The organism is Glutamicibacter sp. 363, from assembly GCF_052379505.1.
Classification (GTDB): domain Bacteria; phylum Actinomycetota; class Actinomycetes; order Actinomycetales; family Micrococcaceae; genus Glutamicibacter.
Genome location: NZ_JBQSYR010000043.1, coordinates 1 through 18,210, shown reverse-complemented (window position 1 = coordinate 18,210; position 18,210 = coordinate 1). Strand labels below are relative to the sequence as shown.

Annotated in this window: 17 protein-coding genes, 1 pseudogene and 1 riboswitch; of the genes and pseudogenes, 11 read left to right on the top strand and 7 right to left on the bottom strand. The window is 62.7% G+C overall.

Annotated features, from left to right (window positions below):
* Positions 1 to 879 precede the first annotated feature (879 nt).
* Complete coding sequence (locus tag ACT3UA_RS17850; RefSeq protein WP_096257484.1) at positions 880 to 1,416, top strand: hypothetical protein; 537 nt, start codon at positions 880 to 882, stop codon at positions 1,414 to 1,416.
* Positions 1,417 to 1,423: 7 nt separating this feature from the next.
* Here the strand turns inward: ACT3UA_RS17850 and map are convergent, their stop codons facing one another.
* A complete protein-coding gene (gene map, locus ACT3UA_RS17845; RefSeq protein WP_096257486.1) occupies positions 1,424 to 2,200 on the bottom strand; it encodes a type I methionyl aminopeptidase in 777 nt (258 codons plus the stop codon).
* Positions 2,201 to 2,264: 64 nt separating this feature from the next.
* Between map and ACT3UA_RS17840 the strand changes: the two genes are divergently transcribed.
* From ACT3UA_RS17840 to ACT3UA_RS17815, 6 genes and pseudogenes are all read left to right on the top strand, one after another.
* Entirely contained in the window at positions 2,265 to 2,567 is a 303-nt protein-coding gene (locus ACT3UA_RS17840) for a helix-turn-helix domain-containing protein (protein ID WP_096257488.1), read from the top strand.
* A 509-nt stretch (positions 2,568 to 3,076) separates the two neighbouring features.
* Positions 3,077 to 3,379 (top strand): annotated as a pseudogene (locus tag ACT3UA_RS17835) (aldehyde dehydrogenase family protein); the annotation flags it as partial.
* On the top strand, positions 3,376 to 4,437 hold the full coding sequence (locus tag ACT3UA_RS17830; RefSeq protein WP_096257491.1) for a CdaR family transcriptional regulator: 1,062 nt from the start codon (positions 3,376 to 3,378) through the stop codon (positions 4,435 to 4,437). The pseudogene ACT3UA_RS17835 and the gene ACT3UA_RS17830, both read left to right, overlap by 4 nt.
* Positions 4,438 to 4,699: 262 nt before the next feature.
* A complete protein-coding gene (locus ACT3UA_RS17825; RefSeq protein ID WP_444617714.1) occupies positions 4,700 to 6,061 on the top strand; it encodes a GntP family permease in 1,362 nt (453 codons plus the stop codon).
* A gap of 479 nt (positions 6,062 to 6,540) precedes the next feature.
* A riboswitch (SAM riboswitch) is annotated at positions 6,541 to 6,631 on the top strand.
* Positions 6,632 to 6,685: 54 nt separating this feature from the next.
* The gene (locus ACT3UA_RS17820) at positions 6,686 to 7,912 is read left to right on the top strand and encodes an acyl-CoA dehydrogenase family protein (RefSeq protein ID WP_444617712.1); all 1,227 of its coding nucleotides are present in this window, start codon (positions 6,686 to 6,688) and stop codon (positions 7,910 to 7,912) included.
* Between the two features lie 33 nt (positions 7,913 to 7,945).
* Positions 7,946 to 9,178: an acyl-CoA dehydrogenase family protein gene (locus ACT3UA_RS17815; RefSeq protein WP_444617710.1), complete on the top strand. Its 1,233-nt coding sequence runs from the start codon at positions 7,946 to 7,948 to the stop codon at positions 9,176 to 9,178.
* A 62-nt stretch (positions 9,179 to 9,240) separates the two neighbouring features.
* On the opposite strand, the gene ACT3UA_RS17810 is transcribed toward ACT3UA_RS17815, so the two are convergent.
* Positions 9,241 to 9,561: a hypothetical protein gene (locus tag ACT3UA_RS17810; protein WP_444617708.1), complete on the bottom strand. Its 321-nt coding sequence runs from the start codon at positions 9,559 to 9,561 to the stop codon at positions 9,241 to 9,243.
* Positions 9,562 to 9,831: 270 nt separating this feature from the next.
* On the opposite strand from ACT3UA_RS17810, the gene ACT3UA_RS17805 reads away from it, so the two are divergent.
* Positions 9,832 to 10,749, top strand: coding sequence for a LysR substrate-binding domain-containing protein (locus tag ACT3UA_RS17805; protein ID WP_105552525.1), 918 nt, complete (start codon positions 9,832 to 9,834; stop codon positions 10,747 to 10,749).
* Positions 10,750 to 10,791: 42 nt separating this feature from the next.
* Here ACT3UA_RS17805 and ACT3UA_RS17800 read toward each other — a convergent pair whose 3' ends face one another.
* Both ACT3UA_RS17800 and ACT3UA_RS17795 read right to left on the bottom strand, forming a co-directional pair.
* Positions 10,792 to 12,141, bottom strand: a complete 1,350-nt coding sequence (locus ACT3UA_RS17800) for an MFS transporter (protein ID WP_444617706.1) — start codon at positions 12,139 to 12,141, stop codon at positions 10,792 to 10,794.
* A complete protein-coding gene (locus ACT3UA_RS17795; RefSeq protein WP_096257504.1) occupies positions 12,138 to 13,184 on the bottom strand; it encodes an MBL fold metallo-hydrolase in 1,047 nt (348 codons plus the stop codon). The genes ACT3UA_RS17800 and ACT3UA_RS17795 overlap by 4 nt, the downstream gene beginning before the upstream one ends.
* 208 nt (positions 13,185 to 13,392) lie before the next feature.
* Between ACT3UA_RS17795 and ACT3UA_RS17790 the strand changes: the two genes are divergently transcribed.
* The 3 genes from ACT3UA_RS17790 (at position 13,393) to ACT3UA_RS17780 (ending at position 14,666) form a co-directional block, all read left to right on the top strand.
* Positions 13,393 to 13,773 carry a YidH family protein gene (locus ACT3UA_RS17790; RefSeq protein WP_105552528.1) on the top strand — a complete coding sequence of 127 codons (381 nt, stop codon included), beginning with the start codon at positions 13,393 to 13,395 and terminating at the stop codon, positions 13,771 to 13,773.
* Positions 13,773 to 14,102 carry a DUF202 domain-containing protein gene (locus tag ACT3UA_RS17785; protein WP_105552529.1) on the top strand — a complete coding sequence of 110 codons (330 nt, stop codon included), beginning with the start codon at positions 13,773 to 13,775 and terminating at the stop codon, positions 14,100 to 14,102. The genes ACT3UA_RS17790 and ACT3UA_RS17785 overlap by 1 nt, the downstream gene beginning before the upstream one ends.
* Before the next feature lie 147 nt (positions 14,103 to 14,249).
* Entirely contained in the window at positions 14,250 to 14,666 is a 417-nt protein-coding gene (locus ACT3UA_RS17780; protein WP_096282659.1) for a DUF6069 family protein, read from the top strand.
* Positions 14,667 to 14,840: 174 nt separating this feature from the next.
* Here ACT3UA_RS17780 and ACT3UA_RS17775 read toward each other — a convergent pair whose 3' ends face one another.
* The 3 genes from ACT3UA_RS17775 to ACT3UA_RS17765 are packed head-to-tail and all read right to left on the bottom strand — an operon-like array spanning position 14,841 to position 17,980.
* Entirely contained in the window at positions 14,841 to 16,373 is a 1,533-nt protein-coding gene (locus ACT3UA_RS17775) for a tripartite tricarboxylate transporter permease (RefSeq protein ID WP_096255390.1), read from the bottom strand.
* On the bottom strand, positions 16,374 to 17,000 hold the full coding sequence (locus ACT3UA_RS17770) for a tripartite tricarboxylate transporter TctB family protein (RefSeq protein WP_444617702.1): 627 nt from the start codon (positions 16,998 to 17,000) through the stop codon (positions 16,374 to 16,376). It abuts the gene before it with no gap.
* Positions 16,997 to 17,980 carry a Bug family tripartite tricarboxylate transporter substrate binding protein gene (locus ACT3UA_RS17765; protein ID WP_096255393.1) on the bottom strand — a complete coding sequence of 328 codons (984 nt, stop codon included), beginning with the start codon at positions 17,978 to 17,980 and terminating at the stop codon, positions 16,997 to 16,999. Before ACT3UA_RS17765 ends, ACT3UA_RS17770 begins: the two co-directional genes overlap by 4 nt.
* Between the last annotated feature and the right edge of the window lie 230 nt (positions 17,981 to 18,210).

Below are 18,210 nucleotides of genomic sequence, written 5' to 3'. Positions count from 1 at the left end.
GCTCCTACTTAAGTATTATTGACACGGTGAAATTTATTTGATTTATGATGTTTACCTGAGGTTAGTTAGATATTCAAAGAATAAAACTCGTAATAATTGAGAATATTCACCGCAGGAAACTCGTCCACTGTTAGTTTTATTTACATCAACACCCGTTGATAACGTGGACTTTTATTCACATCGCACTTTCTGGAGGAATCATGGATCTGGTCGATACTCTTTTGGAGATCATTCTCGGCCTTCTCGGTGGGCTCGGCGGCTAAAGCCCCGCAATGTAGTACTTTTTGATTTTGTCCCGCCGAAGGCAAAGCCTTCGGCGGGACATTATTTTTTATTTATGCATTGAAGAGACGGGTTAGTGGCTCGGGCTGAGGAGTCTTGGCCTCGACTCGACGCAATTCTTTATGCGGCGCCATCGGCACAATAGCGCGTTCCTGACGGGAATGTTCGGGCCAGATTCCTAGCTTGCCCGAGGGAGAATGGCTGTAGGATCCAGGGCATCCTTGATCTTTGGCCGTAGTCGGTGCGCAGTGTTGCGTTGAAAACAAATCCACCGAAACTGCGATCCACGTGCCTGCAGCATCCAGCAGCTCTGCATGCAGGGGATGGGTGTGGCGCACGCCGCCGATCGTCAATGCGCTGGGAACTCAGGATGCGGCTCTACTTGCGGGGGCCGTGCAGTGAGCGAACCGACGACTACTCGGTTCCTCGGCCTGGGGCAGGCCTCCATGGTCCTCCGCTACTGGGGGCGTGGTTCGGTCCGAGGCTTATCCACCGCCGAGTCCAGAGATCTCATGCCAGGGGTGGACTTGGAGTACGCACAGTTACACCCGTCCGCTGAGGACGTGGCGCCACAGGCTTTCATAGGCTTGTGTTGTGATGAAGAAAAACCTTGTTCCCTTGATAGCACTAGCCATTCCGACCACTTTGCTGCTGACCGGATGTGACGTCAGTCAGCTAACCGAAGACAAATATGAGCAGTCGGCCTCCAAAACCGCAAAGACTTCCGCAGAAGGCGTAGCTTCCGGGTTGCTTCCCAGCTGGGCTCCCAATGGTGGAACCGACGTCCGCCTGGAGCAACGCAGCACCGGGCACGAGCGAATTTTCACCATGGACTACTCAGGTGAACTTCCAAGCGGCAAATGCGAGCCGCTGGCTAACACCGGCGTTCCCAGCGCCAAGGAACTGGAAAAAGGCTACGCCGCCGATTCGCGGACCAAGGACATGGCACCAGAGGATTTCGTGACCTACCGAACCCTCGAAGCCGACTGGTGGCCGGCAGGCGCTGAATTGCAGAGCACCGCGCTCTGTGGACGTTGGTGGGTGCACCAAGATGCAGGCAAGCTGTACGCTTTCGCGCCAGATGTTGCCAGCGTGGCCGAGGCAATCGTCAAGGAGCGCGCCGAGGCCGAGTAAGCCCGGCCTAGGAGGAGGGCGGCAGGGTCAATACTTGAGGCGCCCCCTCGGTGATCAGTACCGTGTGTTCGGTATGCGCGGTACGGCAACCCGTTGCGCTTCGCAAGGTCCAGCCATCGGGATCGGTGATGAGCTTCGCGGTGTTTGTCATAACCCATGGTTCCAGCGCGAGCATTAATCCGGGAACCAGCTTATAGCCTCGGTTGGGCCGTCCGTTGTTCGAAATGTGAGGTTCCTGATGCATTGTCGAGCCGATCCCGTGGCCGCCGTATTCGGTATTGATCGAGTACCCGGCCTCGCGCAAGACTGTGCCGATGGCATAGGAAATATCGCCAATTTTGGCCCCTGGCCGGGCCGCATCAATTCCGGCAGCTAACGCGTGTTCCGTGGCTTGGATCAGCTGGGTGCTTGCGGTGTCCTGGGTCGGCCCCACGATAAAGCTGATGGCAGCATCAGCGGCGATGCCTTCCTTGGAAATCGCAAGATCCAGGGTCAGTAAATCACCGTCGGCCAGTGCGTAGTCGTGGGGTAATCCGTGCAGCACCGCATCGTTGACCGCGGTGCAGATGTAATGGCCGAATGGTCCGCGTCCAAAAGCTGGTGCGTAATCGACATAGCAGGATTCTGCGCCTGCTCCGAGGATCATCTCGCGGGCCCAAGCGTTGATGTCCAAAAGGTTGGTGCCCACCACGCTGCGGTCCCGCAGGGTTTGCAGGATCTGCCCCACGAGAGCTCCGGTGACCTTAGCCCGGGCAGCTTCGTGGGAATTCAGGATCTCGATCATGCGAAGCCTTTCATAAAACCAATAACAATACCGTCCATACTATACCGGTACTATGATTGGTTTTATGGTTAGATTGCCCCTCACTTTTGAAGAACTCGAACGCGGCGAGCGCCTCGGCGCCCTCTTGCGCCGGGCAAGAGCCGAGCGGACCATGGTTGACATTGCCTTTGACGCGGGAATTTCCCCGGAGACGCTACGCAAGATCGAGTCCGGGCGAGTGGCCACCCCCGCATTCTCAACTATTGCCGCCATCGCGGGGGTCCTTGGACTCTCGCTGGATGAACTATGGAATTCCGTGCTTGCCCAAGAGCCGGACGCCAGCGGTGCCCGATCCAGCAGAATGGCGCGCGAGCGGCTTGCGAGCTAGTTCGCTGAAATGCTGCGCTTTCGAAGCGGATCACGCCCCTGGCGATCGCTCCGCTCTCCTGTGCCCAGTAGTCCTCATTGATCTTTTCCAGCGGAATCTCCTGCGCGGTCAAATCATCTAAGTTCAGCCGACCTTGTTGATGAAGTTCCGCTTAGTACGGAGCGCCCTGGCGGGCGTTCGAGGGGCCCTTTCAAATCCCGTGCAGGCTGCGTTGGTGCATGGGCATGCCTAGCATGGCATTGAGTCCTAGTGGCTTGCCCTGTGGCAACCCGATGAGGTGCACGTGCCCGCCGGTTCGATCTAAGCGAGGGCTTCCTTGCCCAGCGGCGGTCTTCATCGACTACCTGGATGCTGAAGCTGCCACCGGTGATAATGAGACGTGCTGAATGTATGCGTGCTCGGGTACATAGCCGCGGGCCTCGCAGAAGGTGCCGAACTGGTTACCTGCGGAGAACCGGTGAGCGCGGAGGGCTCTTCGTTCCGCCAACCGTCCTGAACAATGTGAAGCCGAAATGTCGGTGTCAAAAGAAGAGATCATTGGGCCGGAGCTCTCGGACACAAAATTCAGTGATGAAGATTCCCGCGCGGTCGTACTGCGCCAAGCCATCGGCAATGGCTACGGACTGAATTCGATCATTTTCACCCGAGACATCTCCGAGGCGTTGCTGATTGCGAAGAAAATCCAGGCTGGCAATCTCCGCGTGAATACCGGAGCCGGCATGGACGCGAACATGCCATCTGGCGGTTTCAAGCAGTCCGGCTGGGGTATGGAAAGGGTCCCAAGGCCTCGGACGGCTAGGATAAAACCATGAGCGAACAGGAGCAGCCCCGGTTAGGCAGCGCACTGGCGCAAAAGGTCGTCGACACCATCGCGCCGACGATTAACCGCCATGTCAATATCATGAATTCCCACGGGGTGATCATTGCTTCCACCGATGCGGCCCGCATCGGAACGCATCACGAGGGCAGCGCCGAGGCGATCCGCCGCAACCAGATCATCCGCGTCAGCCAGGCCGATGGCAGCGCCGGAACCCAGCCCGGGGTCAACGTTCCGCTCACATTGGATAATCAGCTGTGCGGGGTCGTCGGCGTCACCGGAGCCCCGCATGAGGTCGAGCCGCTAGCCGATCTGATTGCACTGACCGTGCAGTTGCTCTTCACCCAGGAACGCGAGCACTCGCGCAGTACCCGCCGTGAAACAGAAGCCCGGGACATTATCTCCGCGTTGCTGGCCGGATGGGCCGAGCCAGAAGCCATTGACCGGAGCCTGGCAGCGCACGGCTTGCGCGGACCAACGCAACTGGAGGCATGGATCCCGCGCAGCGCGCAGGATCCATTGCTGGATGTGCCGGCCGTTGAGGGCCGGCGCACTTCCTGGATCAACCTCTCCGGTGCGTTCTGGCGGATCCGGCTGGCGAACGAACCGGCCTTCGAGGAAGACCAAGGCGCAACGGAGCGCTATCTTGCCTCCGCCCCGGCAGAAGGCGCCGGACACCTGCTGGCCGAAGCCGAAGCCCTCCGTGCCCTCGTGGCGCTCCCGGCGCTGATACCCCAGCGACGAAACCGGGAGATCTGGAGCCCGGAAATCGCCACCGCTATCGCGCGCACACCGGCGCAGAGCCTGAGCCATATTGCCCGGCCCGCCCGGGACTTGAGCGAAGAGCAAGCGAAGACGCTGCTGGTCGTCACTGCCGCAGCATCGATGACCCAGGCCGCAACCGAACTGCACATACACCGCAATACCCTAGTGCAGCGTCTGGAGCGCGTAGCCCTGATCGCCGGGGTGGACATCCGCCACACCGGCCAGGCGGTGCGGCTGCAGCATGCCATCTACGCAGCGGTCGCCCTAGACCAGAAACACATATTCTAGGAATTTCCGGCATAAGAATATGGGCGTGCGCCCATAGGTGATTGAGTCCGCAGTCCCTAGTATTGGCAAGATGCTCGAAGTTGAGCGCCCGCTGAACCGGTCCTCCCGGCCGAAACAACCTTCGCAGGAAAAGCCTGAGCAGCTTGACCTGGCGGAATAGCGGGCGGCAGCAACGGGCCGGAACTCGCACCCAGAACGACCGCCTGCGCCATTGCAGGTTCGGGCTGGGGGCCACAGATATTGGCAAAGGAGCCAACTCGCCGTGTATGAACTCCTCGTTCTGCTGATCCTCGTGGTGGCCATTGTGCTGGTCACCGCACGCTGGAAAATCAGCCCCTTCCTCGCCCTCATCGGCGCGGCCATCCTCGCGGCCTTCGCCTACAAGATCCCCATCGCCGAGGTCGCCTCCACGGTGACCACCGCCTTTGGCAGCACCATGGGCAATATTGGCCTCGTAATCCTCTTCGGCACGATGATCGGCATCATCCTGGAGCGTTCCGGGGCCGCGATCTCCATGGCCGATGCGCTGATCAAGGTGCTGGGCACCAGATTCCCCAACCTGACGCTGTCGCTCATCGGCTACATCGTTTCCATACCGGTCTTCTGCGACTCGGGCTACGTGGTGCTCAACTCCCTGCGCAAGGCCATCACCCTGCGCACCGGTGTTTCCACGCTGGCCACCTCCATTGCCTTGATGACCGGCCTGTATGCCACCCACACCATGGTCCCGCCGACCCCAGGACCGCTGGCAGCCGCCGAGTCCATCGGCATCGCCGACAACCTCGGATTGATCATCGCCATCGGCCTGCCGGTGGCAGTGGTCTCGGCCATGGCCGGGCTGTTCTATGCCAGCCGCTTCAACAAGTCCACGTGGACTCCGCTGCCATCCGAGGATGAGAACGACATCTCCGAGCTCGATTACGAGCAGCTGCGTGCAAGCTTCGGCAAGCTGCCAAGCCCTGGCTTGGCCTTCCTGCCGATCCTCGTTCCGCTGGTCTTGATCTGCGCGGCATCGATTGCCAAGCTTCCATCGCATCCCTTCGGCGAAGGCGCCGCACTGGAAGCACTGTCCTTCATCGGCACCCCGGTGATCGCGCTGATCTTCGGTTTGCTCGCCGCGACCTTGCTGCTGAACGGCAATAAGAAGCTTGCCGACTTCAACGAGCAGATGCACGAAGCCGTGCGCACCGCGGCGCCCATCCTGCTGATTACCGGTGCCGGCGCAGCCTTTGGTGCTGTGCTGGCAGCCTCGGAGCTGACCACGATCCTCTCCGATTCGCTCAGCGGCTTGGGTCTCGGACTGGCTGTGCCATTCCTGATCGCCGCGGCATTGAAGTCGGCGCAGGGCTCATCCACCGTGTCGATGGTGACCACCTCGGCGCTGGTCGCCCCGATGCTCGGATCCCTCGGTCTGGACTCCGAACTGGGCATGGTGCTCAGTGTCCTGGCAGTTGGCGCCGGCGCGATGGTCGTCTCGCATGCCAACGATTCCTACTTCTGGGTGGTCTCCCAGCTCAGCCGCATCCCGGTGATCACGGCCTACAAGACCTTGAGCGTGGCCACCGCCATCCAGGGCACCGCCGCATTTGCTACCGTCTGGATCCTCGGGGCATTCCTGCTCTAGTAAATCCAAGAAGCCTGCATAAACCAATAACCGCGCCATCAGTGGATGGCGCGGTTATTGGTTTAACTGGCGGGATGGCCGCAATAGGCAAGGCTGCAACTTCGAGCACAGCCCAGCTTTCCCCATTGACTTGCTGGCAAGGATTACGGGCATGGGAACAATGACCGGCAATCCGGCCATCTGGGATGCCTGATCGCTGGATCCATGATCCACCCCCGCATTCGCTGACGCTTATCGCTGTCGGCTAATTGAGAAACCGAGATCCCCCTGACAGGTGCCCGGTCGATTGATGCTGGATCCGGATATCAAGCTCTCCGATCGCCGATGACGTAACCTCCAGAAGTATGACGGCGTCCCAGCGCCTTCGGGGCGGTCCAAGTCCGCCGGAAATCTCGCTTTGTGACGACTTCTGACCGACTATTCCGTCGGATGACGTGCTCCTTCCATCCGCTCATGCCGCGGTGTTTCACTCGAAGTACCAACCATCCAGAGCGGCTGAGAGACCTGGCTCGACGACGCCGCAGCAAGCCTGCATTCGGCAGCTAGTGCTAACGCCAGGTTCGATGGATCAGCAGAAAGCAACTTTCTGCTTCCTTCGGAGCAAGACTCTAAGGGAGAACGAAAATGACCGTACTGAGCACGCAACTGCCCCGCGTTCCCTACACCGGGAGCGCAGACGAGGCCGAGCTCGCCCACTGGCGCGAGATCGCCGGCCAGGTCGCGGCCACACTGGCCGCCGATGCGCTGGAGCGCGACCGCAAAAACGAGCAGCCCTTCGCCGAGGTGCAGCTGCTGCGCGAAGCCGGTCTGCTGAACCTGCTGGTTCCGGCCGAATTCGGGGGAGCCGGAGCGCATTGGGCCACCGCCTTTGAAACCATCCGCATCCTGGCCGCGGCCGACGGGTCCATCTCCCAGCTGCTGGCCTACCACTACATCAACCAGTCCGGCATCGCCTTCTACGCTCCGGCCGAAACCCAGGCCGAGTGGTGGCAGCGCACCGTGGCCGGCGGCTGGCTCTGGGGCGATTCGGTGAATCCGGTGGACCCGCAGCTGACGCTCACCGCGGAGGGCGATGGCTACCGCTTGAACGGAGCCAAGCGTTTCTCCACCGGCTCCGGAGTCGGCGAGGTGATCGTCGTGAACGCCGAAGTCGCCAGCGGAGCGCGCCACGGCGAAGTGCTGGCCTTTGTCCTCCCGCGCGACCGGGAAGGGCTGGAAATCGTTGATGACTGGGATTACCTGGGCCAGCGCTTGAGTGCCTCGAACTCGCTGAAGTACCACAACGTGCGCATCGAGGCCGCCGATCTGCTCGGGGCGGTAACCGACGAGCCGGTGTCCACCCTGCTCACCCCCGGGATCCAGCTGGCCTTCGCGAACTTCTACCTGGGCATTGCCGAGGGCGCGTTGGCCCGCGGCAAGCAGATCCTGCTGGGCCGCAAGAACGCCTGGTTCCTCTCGGCGGCGGTGACCTACTCGCAGGACGTCGTCTTCCAGCGCACCGTGGGCGAGCTGAAGGCGCGCACCGCCGCGGTGGCCGCCCTGACCGAGAAGCTCGGCCGCAAGTTCGATGCGCTGCTGGCCAAGGCCGGGAATGTCACCCAGCCTGAACGCGCAGCGCTGGCGGTGGAAATCGCCGAAGCCAAGGTGGTCTCCACCGAGATCGGCGTGGAGGTCGCCAACCGCATCTTCGAGGTCACCGGTTCCTCCTCGACGCACAATGATGTGGGCCTGGATCTGTTCTGGCGCAATGTGCGCACCCACTCGCTGCATGACCCGGTGGACTACAAGAAGATCGAGGTCGGCGCGTACTTCCTGCGCGGGGAAACCCAGCCGCTCTCGCTCTACACCTAAACCTCACCCCCACCCACGGATTGGACCGAACTGATGACTGCACTTGCCATCTCGCGCAATCGCCTTGCCCAACTCAAGGAACGCTTCGCCCCGCACTTTGCAAAGATCGCCGACGGCGCCGCCGAACGCGACCGGAGCGGAGAACTGCCGCACCAGCAGGTGGCCGAGCTGGCCGCCGCTGGCTTCGGCGCATTGCGCGTCCCGATCTCCCACGGCGGGGCAGGGGCCACCCTGGCCGAGCTCTTCGAATTGCTCGTGGAGTTGGCCGCCGCGGACTCCAGCATCGCTCAGGCCTTGCGCGCGCACTTCGCCTTCGTCGAGGACCGCCTGGTCGCCGCTCCGGGGCCGGGCCGCGACAAATGGCTGGCCCGCTTCGCCGCGGGGGAGCTGGTGGGGAACTCCTGGACCGAGATCGGCACCGTGAAGGTCGGCGAGGTGATCACCAAGGTCACCCCGGATGGCGCAGGAGGGTTCCTGGTCAACGGCACCAAGTACTACTCCACTGGCTCGATCTTCGCCGACTGGCTGGATACCTACGCCGAACGCACCGATACCGGCAAGCGCGTGATCGCCGCGGTCAACCGCCACCAGCCCGGCGTGGTGCTGGCTGACGACTGGGACGGCTTCGGACAGCGCACCACCGGCACCGGAACCTCCACCTTCACCGACGCGGTCGTCGCCGAAGAGGACCTGATCGACTTCGACACCCGCTTCAAATACCAGACCGCGTTCTACCAGCAGGTGCTGCTGGTTGTGCTGGCCGGGTCCGCCAAGGCCGCCGAACGTGACTTCGCCGCCGAGCTGAAGGCCCGCAAGCGCACCTTCAGCCATGGCGCCGCCAACGTGGCCGCCGAGGATCCGCAGCTGCTGCAGGTCATCGGCGAGGTATCCGCCACCGCGTTCGCGGCGGCCGGAACCGTGGAACGCGTGTCGCAGTCCCTGCAGGGAGCCTATGAAACCGCGTTGGCGCTGCACGAGGGCGAGGTGACGTTGGAGGAAGACGAGGCGGCCAATGACGCGGCCGAGCTGGCCAGCGCGCAGGCCCAGGTGGTCTTAACACCTCTGGTGCTCAACGCGATCACCCACGCCTTCGACGCGCTGGCCGCTTCGGCCACCAGCGTTTCGAAGAACCTGGACCGGCACTGGCGCAATGCCCGCACCGCCGGAAACCACAACCCGTGGGTGTTCAAGGCCCGGCTGATCGGCGACCTGGCGGTCAACGGCACCGAGCTGCCGCGGGTTTGGGCCATCGGCGCCTCGAAGTAGCATCCCCGGATGCTGCAGGCCCAGCACACATCTGGAGTGCTGGGCCTGCTGCGTGCAGCGCATCAATGACCGAGCAGCTCTCCGGCACCCCCTGGATTCACCTCGCCGGCAACAACTCTCTGCAGATAATGCTCCGGGGATTCTTGGTCCGCGGCGGCCTTCCGATAACAGGCAGCGCCCGGACTCGGCGATTGCCTGATTCCGTAGCGCATGTTCCCTGCAGAATCCGTGGCATATGGTGCCAGAAATGAATGCGCGAGGTAGAGGACATCTCCAGCGGCAATCCGATGCTCGCCGCAGTCGAAAACTCCGCGGGTCTCCCAGCTGACCTCGATGCTTGAAAGCTCTTGTTCGAGCTTGTAGCGCTGGCGCTCGTCTGCCACGACCGCGATGATCGGTTCGATGAAGTCCAGCTCGGGATAGGGGCTGGGCTGCTCCCCTCCCGAAGAGGATCCTCAGCGTATTTCTGAAAGTTCTGCATCGCGGCAACTTATATCCTCTTCAATAAGCGGGCATGCCTGAAGATAACGGGCATTTCCATCGCAGGCGCCCGTTCCAAGGGGGCTCCGAGCAGGTTGTTTCGAACGGCTGCGCGCAGCGTGCTTTATGGAATCTGCTTCGGCGGGTCTGATGCCGCTGGCTAGACTGAGTGGGTGATCAACTACACCCTGCGTCAAATACAGTATTTTGTCGCCGTCGCCGAAACCGGGTCCATCTCCGCGGCCGCCGGCGCCTGCCATATTTCGCAGGCCGCCATGTCGCAGGCGATGGACGAACTTGAACGGGTGGTGGGATCGCAGCTGCTGGTGCGGCGCCGGGCGCGCGGCGTGGTCCTCACCGCGGTAGGTACGGACTTCCTCCACGATGCCAAGCAGCTGGTGCGCCATGCCGAAGAGGTGCAGGATCAAATCGTGGAACGCCAAACCAAGCTCTCCGGACCGCTGGTCATCGGCTGCTACTCCTCGCTGGCGGCCTTCTGGATTCCGGTGATCTGCGAACGCTTCACCAACGTGCACCCGGACCTGCAGGTGACCCTCCTCGAGGGAGATGGCGCCGAGCTGCAGGAGCGGATGCTGCAGGGGCATCTGGATGCGGTGCTCACGCACACTCGGCATCTCCTGCCGCACGTGGGGTGGCGCCGCGTCATGTCGGGGCGGCCGTATGTCCTGGTCGGAGGCAACCACCGTCTGGCCAAGCGAGGCAGTGTGGCGCTGTCGGAATTGGCGGGAGACGATTTCGTGTCCCTGGACATTCCGACGGTGCGCGATAACCAGCTGGTGAATCTGCGGATGTCGGGCCTGGATCCCAAGGTGCGTTGGAGTTCGCAGAGCTTCGAGGCCGTGCGCGGTTTGGTTGCCCGGGGTTTGGGCTACACGGTGCTGGTGCAGCGGCCCCCGGTCAATCTCAGCTATGACGGACTGCCGCTGGCGATCCTGGAAATTGAGGGTCCGGTCGGCGAGAGCGATATTTGTGTCGCCTATACTGCATCAAACCGTCCGAGCCTGCGGCTGCGCGCATTCCTCGACTTCTGTGAAGAGGTTGGAGCCGAAAAAGAAAACAGGGCTGGCTAGAGTCTTTGTGACTCCAGCCAACCCTGGATCTGTTCAGCGAGGCTACAGGTTCTCCGCTTCGAGATCCGCCTCGCGGCCCTCTTTCACCCCACGTATGGCAAGCCCGGCGACAATGAATGCGCCCGCCCAGACGGCGCCGGCGATCCACAGTGTTCCGCCACCGAGTAGCACCAAGCCGGTAACGATCATCGGGGTGAAGCCTGCCCCCACGGTGGAGGAGAGCTGGTACACCAGCGAAGCGCCGGTATAGCGGATCCGGGTGGGGAACAGCTCGGCGGTGAACGCGCCGAAGGGTCCGAAGATGGTGGCCTGGATGATGCCGTTGGCGATGAACAGGGCGATGGCAAAGAGCCACAGCTCGCCCATTTCCAGCATCCACATGATCGGCAGGGCCATGACCGCGCCGGCGGCTATGCCAACCATCATGGCCGGGCGGCGCCCGAGCCTGTCGGAGTAGCGGGCGGCGAACCAGATGCCGACGACGGTCAACGCAGCGCCGATGGCTTTCACATTCAGCACGGCCGTGCGGTCCATGCCAACCTCTTCAACCACATAGGCGACGGCCCAAACGGTCATCAGGCCCTGCACCGTGTAGGAGCTCATGCCGACCAGCGTTCCGCGGATCACCGAACCGGGGTACTTGGTGATGACCTCCAGGAATGGGGTTTTGCGTTCTTCGGCTTTGTCTTCCAAGGCGAGGAAGAGCGGGGACTCGGCCACCTTGAGCCGGATGATCAGGCCGATGCCTACCAGCGCGATGCTGATCAGGAACGGGATGCGCCAGCCCCAAGCCAGGAACTGGTCATCGGGCAGGATGGAGACCGCGGAAACGGCGAGGGTCGCCAGCACGGCGCCGGCCGGCCCGCCCATATTCGCGAAGCTCGCGGCGAAGCCGCGGCGTTCCTTCGGAGCATGCTCCAGCGCCATCAGCATGGCGCCTCCCCATTCGCCGCCCACGGCCAGGCCCTGGACGATGCGCAGCGTGATCAACGCGATCGGCGCGATCATGCCGATTTGCGCGGCCGGAGGCAGCAGGCCGATCAGCGTTGAGGCGCCGCCCATCATCACCATCGAGGTAATCAGCACGCCCTTGCGGCCCACCTTGTCGCCGAAGTGGCCGAAGACGATTCCGCCCAGCGGGCGGGCCAGGTAGCCGACGGCGAGAGTGGAGAAGGAGGCGAAGAGCGCCACGCCGGGGGTGAGCCCAATGAAGAACACCTTGTTGAAGACCAGCGAGGCGGCCGTGGCGTAGAGGATGAAGTCGTAGAACTCGATCGCGCTTCCAATGAAGCTCGAGGCGAGGATGCGCCGCATCTGCGGGGAATTGAGCGAGGGAACTTTGAGCTCGCCATCGCCTGTCGGCTGGTTTTGTGGCTTCACTGCATTGCTCATCGGGATGCCGCCATTTCACTGTGGATGCGGGAGAAGGATATTTTATCGAGGTCGTCGGGGACCAGGTAGGTCCCGGAGAACTTGCCGGCGTGCGAATGCCAGACGGAGAGCGGAGTGGTGCCCGGCACCAGGTGGTGCAGGGCCAGGGTGCGTGCCCCGGCTTGGGCCGCGATCTCGATGGCTTGTTCGGCCGAGGTATGGGCCCGTCGGTGATGGTCCATGGAGGCTTGGGATTCCAGCGTTCCAATCGGGCCGTAGGTGCGCTGTACCCACTCGAAATCGATGGCTTCATGCAGCAGCAGATCCGTGTCCCGGGCCAGGGTGACAAGGTTCTGGCAAGGCGAGGTGTCTCCGGAGATGGTGACCGAGCCTTCGGCGGTGTCAAAGCGGAAAGCGAAGGCCGGCGCGATCGGCGGATGCTTCACCAGCGTGGCGCTCACCGTCACCAATTCATCTTGGTAGATCACGAATGGCTTGAACGCCTCCGGCGTCGGGTTCTCATTCGGGTGATAACCGGTGCCCGCAGGAATCTGGATGTCCTGGGCCGAGAAGTGATCCAGCGGGGAGGGGCGCAAGGCGTTGATCACCCGGTCGTTGAGGTCCGTTGCGTAGGCCTGCATCAGATGGTCGAACATCGAGGCGGTGCCCGGCGTCGGATTCTGCGGGTAGAGCGCCTGCGGTGGAACGCTCGCCCTCGGGGAGACCGGTGGTAAGGCGCCGCGCTCGCCGGGGCCGAGGATGGTGATGGGTTCCTTATCGGAGGGCAGCGTGAACAGTCCGAAGATGGCTAGCGAGGCCAGATCGATGCTGTGGTCGGAGTGCAGGTGGGTGAGGAAGATGCCGCGCAGGTTCGCCGGGCTGTACCCCGCCTTCATCAGCTGGTTTCCCACGCCGGTGCCGGCATCTACGAGATAGACGCTGTCACCGACGACTACCGCGGTGGAGATTCCTGCCCGCTCGCCGGCGTGCTCGCCGGTCCACCAGCGTGGACCGCCTGCGGTGCCGAGGGTGACGACGTGTGGATTCAAATTAGTGGAGGCCATGTCTCTGCGACCTTTCGTTGTTCTAGTATCTACCAATCATTCTTATGCCCTGGCTCACATTCGTAAAACTGTTTTTATCTACCATTAACAATGGTTTTACTTATGAACTGGTCGGTAGACTTCAATGCGACGCGAAGCATCCTCAGGCGATGAGGGAGCATTGCGCATGATGTACTGAGTGGAAGCAACACGTACCTGTAGGAGTGGCATGTCTGATCACGAACGAAGCCGCCTCTCGCGCTGGGTCCTGCCTCATGGCGCGGAGCCGGATCCCCGGTTTACGCTAGCCAACGAACGCACCTTCCTGGCGTGGATCCGCACCTCACTGGCATTCCTTGCCGGTGGTACCGCGCTTGAGGCCTTCGCCGCCGAGGCTTTCCCCTCGCCGCTGCGCACTTGGCTCGCGGTGCTGATCATCGGCGTGGGAATTCTGATTGCCGCAGGTGCCGCGGTCCGCTGGGTCCGCGTGGAGCGCAGCATGCGCACCGGACGCCCGCTGCCGATACCTGCCATCGTTCCGCTCCTGGGCTTCGGCGCAGTGGCCGCTTCCATCGCGGCCGTGGCGATGATTGTCGGTTCGCGAGCCTGATGCGCGAGCCCATCCAGATCGCCGACCCGGGGCTGCAGCCAGAGCGCACGGTATTTGCGTGGAGCCGTACCCTGGTGTCATTCCTTGTGGTCAGTGCCGTCTTCTTGCGCTGGCTGCCGCACTATGGCGTGGGTATCGTGTTGATGATCGCAATTTCCGCGACCATGGCGCTGGGAATCTTTGCCTCGCAGCGCGCTCGCTACCGGCGCATGGCCCTCGGCGTGAAATCCGAGCGGGTCAGGCCGGATATCGTCGCGGTGCTGATGACCACCCTGGTGCTGATCGCCATCGGCGTGTTCGGAATGATCTTGGTGCTCGGCCCGAGCTGAGGGCTGCGCGTACGGCTGTAGCCCCCTTTGGCTTTTCGCCGGCGCATGGGTGTTGCGGATTTCACTGGCAAGTGAGACGCGCGGAACGCGGGTCAGGTTCTAGACTTAGTTGGATAAAATCAACTATTTAGAGGAGCGCTCCGGCTCATGAACGCTGAGACTCAACCCAAAAGCCCGTTTAACTTCGTTCAGGTCCTGATTGCCGCCGCTGGTACTGGCTTCCTCAACGTCATCACCTACTTCATTGGCAGTTCCGCAGGAGCCTCCATGGTGCTCGGTGAGAACACCGGTGAGCACATTGGCTTCGCTCAGGTCTACGGTTTCACCTTGCTGCCGATCCTCATCCTCGGTGCGGTGGTCTTTGTTATCGGCCGCGCCAAGCCAGCATTCTGCACGGTCGCCCAGTGGTTGGGTCTGGTCGTTGCGGTTGTTTCGATCATCTTGCCAATCATGGCCGCCGGCGACATCGCTACCGCGCTCACCTTAAGCATCATTCACCTGTTCGTGGGCCTTGGCTTGTTCTTCGCGGTGCACTACGGCAACAAGAGCCTGCACACGAACTAGCAACCGAGCTCCTGCAACTCGACGCAAAATGCCTGCTGCCCACGGATAGAAATCCGTGGGCAGCAGGCATTTGTGAGCTCGTAGTTATTGAGTTGAGCTCTAGAGCTGCAAGGCCGCGGGCCGGGACAATCCCAAGATTGTCCCGGCCCGCGGCCCTTAGTTGATGGATCCGGTCTACGAATCCTGCAGGACCATCGCCTCGGAGCGCAGCTTGCGACGGCTGGCCGCATGCTTGACCATGGTCAGTGCCACCGCGGCGATCAGCAGGATATACATGATGATCGTGGTCGGCGAGGAGACCAGGTAGCCCAGGTCGCCCTCGGACACGGTCAGCGCGCGGCGCAGGGAGGTTTCGGCCAGTGGCCCGAGGATCACGGCGATCAGCACCGGCGCTACCGGGAACTGGTAGCGGCGCATGATGAAGCCGAGGATGCCGATGGCCAGCAGGAACCAAAGGTCGATCACCGAGGAGCTCACCGCATAGACGCCCAGCATGGAGAGCACGGTAATGCCTGCATACAGGTAGTGCCGTGGCACCAGCAGCAGCTTGGCCCAAAGCCCGGCGAATTGCATGTTGATGATCAGCAGCATCACCAATCCCACGAAGAGCGAGGCGAGCAGGGTCCAGACCATGTCGCCCGAGCGCTCGAAGAGCAGCGGGCCTGGCTGCATGCCGTATTGCTGGAACGCGGCGATCATCAGCGCTGCGGTCGCCGAGACCGGAAGCCCCAGGGCCAGCAGGGCGCCCATGGCCATGCCGGCGGTCGCGTTTCCGGCGGCCTCCGGGGCGGCCACGCCGTTGATGGAACCGGTGGTTCCGAACTCCGGATCCTTCCGCTTGGCGGCCAAGCGCTTCTCGGTGCCGTAGGCAAGGAAGGTCGGGATCTCCGCGCCGCCGGCCGGGATGACGCCGAAGGGAACGCCGAAGGCGGTGCCGCGCAGCCAGGCCGGCAGGGCCTTGCGGAAGTCCGCGCCGCTGAGCTTGATCCGGCCGCTGGCCGGGATCCGCAGGGCGCTGGGGTCGCGGTGGATCCGCGAGGCCACATGGATGACTTCACCCAGGGCCAGCAGGCCCACGGTGATGACCACAATGGACAGCCCGTCAAAGAGCTGCGGCAGGCCGCCGGTGAAGCGCACGGAACCGGAGATTCCATCCACCCCGATCAGCGCCAGGACCAGGCCGATGGACAGTGCGCCCAGGCCCTTGATGATCGATTCGGAGACCACCGAGGAGATGGCGACGAAGGCGAAGACGGCCAAGGCGAAGTATTCGGCCGGGCCGAAGGCGGTCGCCAGTTTCACCAGCGAGGGGGCGAAGAACACCACCAGCGTGGTGGCGATCAGCCCGCCGATGAATGCGCCCATCGCGGCGGTGGCCAAGGCCCGGGCCGCCTGCCCGCTCTTGGCCATCTTGTGGCCCTCGAAGGTGGTGGCGATGGCCGAGGAAGCCCCGGGCGTATTGAGCAGAATTCCGGCCGTGGAATCGCCGAACATCCCGCCGAAGTAGACTCCGGCGAACATGATGAATGCGGCCGTGGGGTCCAGGCTGAAGGTGACCGGCAGCAGCAGGGCGACGGCCATCGAGGAGCCAAGGCCCGGCAGCACGCCGACCGCGGTGCCCAGCAGGGCGCCGATGAGCACCCACATGAGGTTCACGAGCGTCAACGCACCGGCGAAACCCGCCATTAAGTGACTGAGCTGATCCATTTAGAGCAAACCTCCTAGGAACCCGGCGGGCAGGCTGAGGCCCAACCCGAGGCCGAACGCCAAATAGCTGATCGAAGAAACCATGACGGCGACCCCGATGTCGAAAATCGGGCGGGTGCTGCCCAGGGCCTTGCAGATGGCCCAGAACAATCCGGCCGCGGAAATAATCCATCCCAGCACCGGAAGCACGAGGATGAAGCAGGCGATGCCGCCGACGATCCAGGCGATCGTGGCCCAATCCGAGTACAACCGCACCCGGCCGGTGCGGCGCGGACGGGCTCCGCTGGCACCAAGCACCTCGGTGCGCTGGGTGTCGCCCAATTCGGCCAGCATTTCGGCGGAGAAATCGGGGTTGCCGCTTTCGGTGCCCTGCGGGAAACGCCGGGTGCGCAGCACGGAAAGACCATGGAGCACCGTCAGCGCGTAGAGCACGATGCAGATGATCCAGGGGAAGAACTGCGGACCGGGCACGGTATCGCCCATGACGTTCATGGAGGCCGTGCCGACGGTCAGCGCGACGGCCAGGGCCAGCAGCAGCGCGGTGACCACCAGCTCGCTGCGGCCCGAGAAGAAACCGGTAATGCGTACGGTGTCTTCGGTGGTTTCTCTGCTCTGGGTGGTGCTCATAGTCCGAGTCCTTCCACGAGATCCGTGGTTGTGGCGATCTCCGTGTCGATGAATGCGTCGAGCTCATCGCCGACCATGTAGCTGTCGGTCCAGTTGTTCCGGGCCACCGCGTCCTTCCACTGCTCCGTGGCATGGAATTCGGCCACGATCTGCTGCAGTTCGGCCTTCTGCTCGGCGGTTATGCCCGGGGCGGCGACGTAGCCGCGCCAATTGGCCATGGCCGCGTCGACCCCGGCCTCCTTGAAGGTCGGCACATCCACGCCGGGCAGGCGCTCTTCGGAGGAGATCGCCAGGGCGCGCAGGCTTCCGGTCTCGATCTGGTCGGAGAGCTCGTTGTAGCCGGAGACGGCCGCGCTAGTGGTGCCCGAAAGCACCGAGGTGATCGCCTCGCCGCCACCGGAGTAGGGAATGTAATTGACCAGCTGCGGGTCGATGCCCACCTCGCGGGCGGCCATGCCCATCAGCAGGTGGTCGATGCCGCCAAGCGAACCGCCGGCAATGGAGGTTCCACCCGGGTCTTTCTTCCAGGCTTCGACGAAGTCCTCCAGCGTCTCCAGCTCCGAGTCGCCGGGGACCACGATCACCGCATAGTCATCGGCCAGCCGGGCGATCGGGGTGACGTCTTCCAGCGAAGTGCCCGAATCGGCGAGTTCGATCGCGCCGATCATCACCCCGCCGGTGACCATCAGCATGTCCGAGCGGCCGGTCATCTGCGCGAACTGGCTCAGCCCGATGGTGCCGCCGGCACCGGGGACGTTGACCACCTGCACGTTGTTGCTGATGCCGTCGGACTTGATGGCCTGCTGCGCTTCGCGGGCAAAGCCGTCCCAGCCGCCGCCGGGAGAGGCGGGGGCCATGATCACGAGTTTCGCGCGCACCGTGTTCTCGCCGCCCGAGGCGGCCGAGGTCACCAGCGCGAGCGTGGCGATCAGAACGCTGGCGACCAGAAAGGCCACGTTCTTAAAATTGAGTTTGCTCATAGCTATCCGTAGGGTTCGAGTGATGATGGGGATTCCGGCTGCCCGGAAGCGTCTTAGCTACGATCCCATGCAGTGATCCAAACCACTATCGAAAACGTGGTTTGGGTCATAGGTGCCATAAGAAAAATAAAGTTAACGCCGGAAGGCAGACCATGAGTCCCACCAAGACCGCGCTACCGCGACGCCATCGTTTGCGCCTGCAGCTGGCCGGGCTGCAGGTGGTCATCGTG

Bases quoted from the DNA above. Each gene is read 5' to 3' on its own strand.
- ACT3UA_RS17850 (WP_096257484.1), top strand. From the start codon at position 880: ATGAAGAAAAACCTTGTTCCCTTGATAGCACTAGCCATTCCGACCACT.
- map (WP_096257486.1), bottom strand. From the start codon at position 2,200: ATGATCGAGATCCTGAATTCCCACGAAGCTGCCCGGGCTAAGGTCACC.
- ACT3UA_RS17840 (WP_096257488.1), top strand. From the start codon at position 2,265: ATGGTTAGATTGCCCCTCACTTTTGAAGAACTCGAACGCGGCGAGCGC.
- ACT3UA_RS17830 (WP_096257491.1), top strand. From the start codon at position 3,376: ATGAGCGAACAGGAGCAGCCCCGGTTAGGCAGCGCACTGGCGCAAAAG.
- ACT3UA_RS17820 (WP_444617712.1), top strand. From the start codon at position 6,686: ATGACCGTACTGAGCACGCAACTGCCCCGCGTTCCCTACACCGGGAGC.
- ACT3UA_RS17815 (WP_444617710.1), top strand. From the start codon at position 7,946: ATGACTGCACTTGCCATCTCGCGCAATCGCCTTGCCCAACTCAAGGAA.
- ACT3UA_RS17800 (WP_444617706.1), bottom strand. From the start codon at position 12,141: ATGAGCAATGCAGTGAAGCCACAAAACCAGCCGACAGGCGATGGCGAG.
- ACT3UA_RS17795 (WP_096257504.1), bottom strand. From the start codon at position 13,184: ATGGCCTCCACTAATTTGAATCCACACGTCGTCACCCTCGGCACCGCA.
- ACT3UA_RS17790 (WP_105552528.1), top strand. From the start codon at position 13,393: ATGTCTGATCACGAACGAAGCCGCCTCTCGCGCTGGGTCCTGCCTCAT.
- ACT3UA_RS17785 (WP_105552529.1), top strand. From the start codon at position 13,773: ATGCGCGAGCCCATCCAGATCGCCGACCCGGGGCTGCAGCCAGAGCGC.
- ACT3UA_RS17780 (WP_096282659.1), top strand. From the start codon at position 14,250: ATGAACGCTGAGACTCAACCCAAAAGCCCGTTTAACTTCGTTCAGGTC.
- ACT3UA_RS17775 (WP_096255390.1), bottom strand. From the start codon at position 16,373: ATGGATCAGCTCAGTCACTTAATGGCGGGTTTCGCCGGTGCGTTGACG.
- ACT3UA_RS17770 (WP_444617702.1), bottom strand. From the start codon at position 17,000: ATGAGCACCACCCAGAGCAGAGAAACCACCGAAGACACCGTACGCATT.
- ACT3UA_RS17765 (WP_096255393.1), bottom strand. From the start codon at position 17,980: ATGAGCAAACTCAATTTTAAGAACGTGGCCTTTCTGGTCGCCAGCGTT.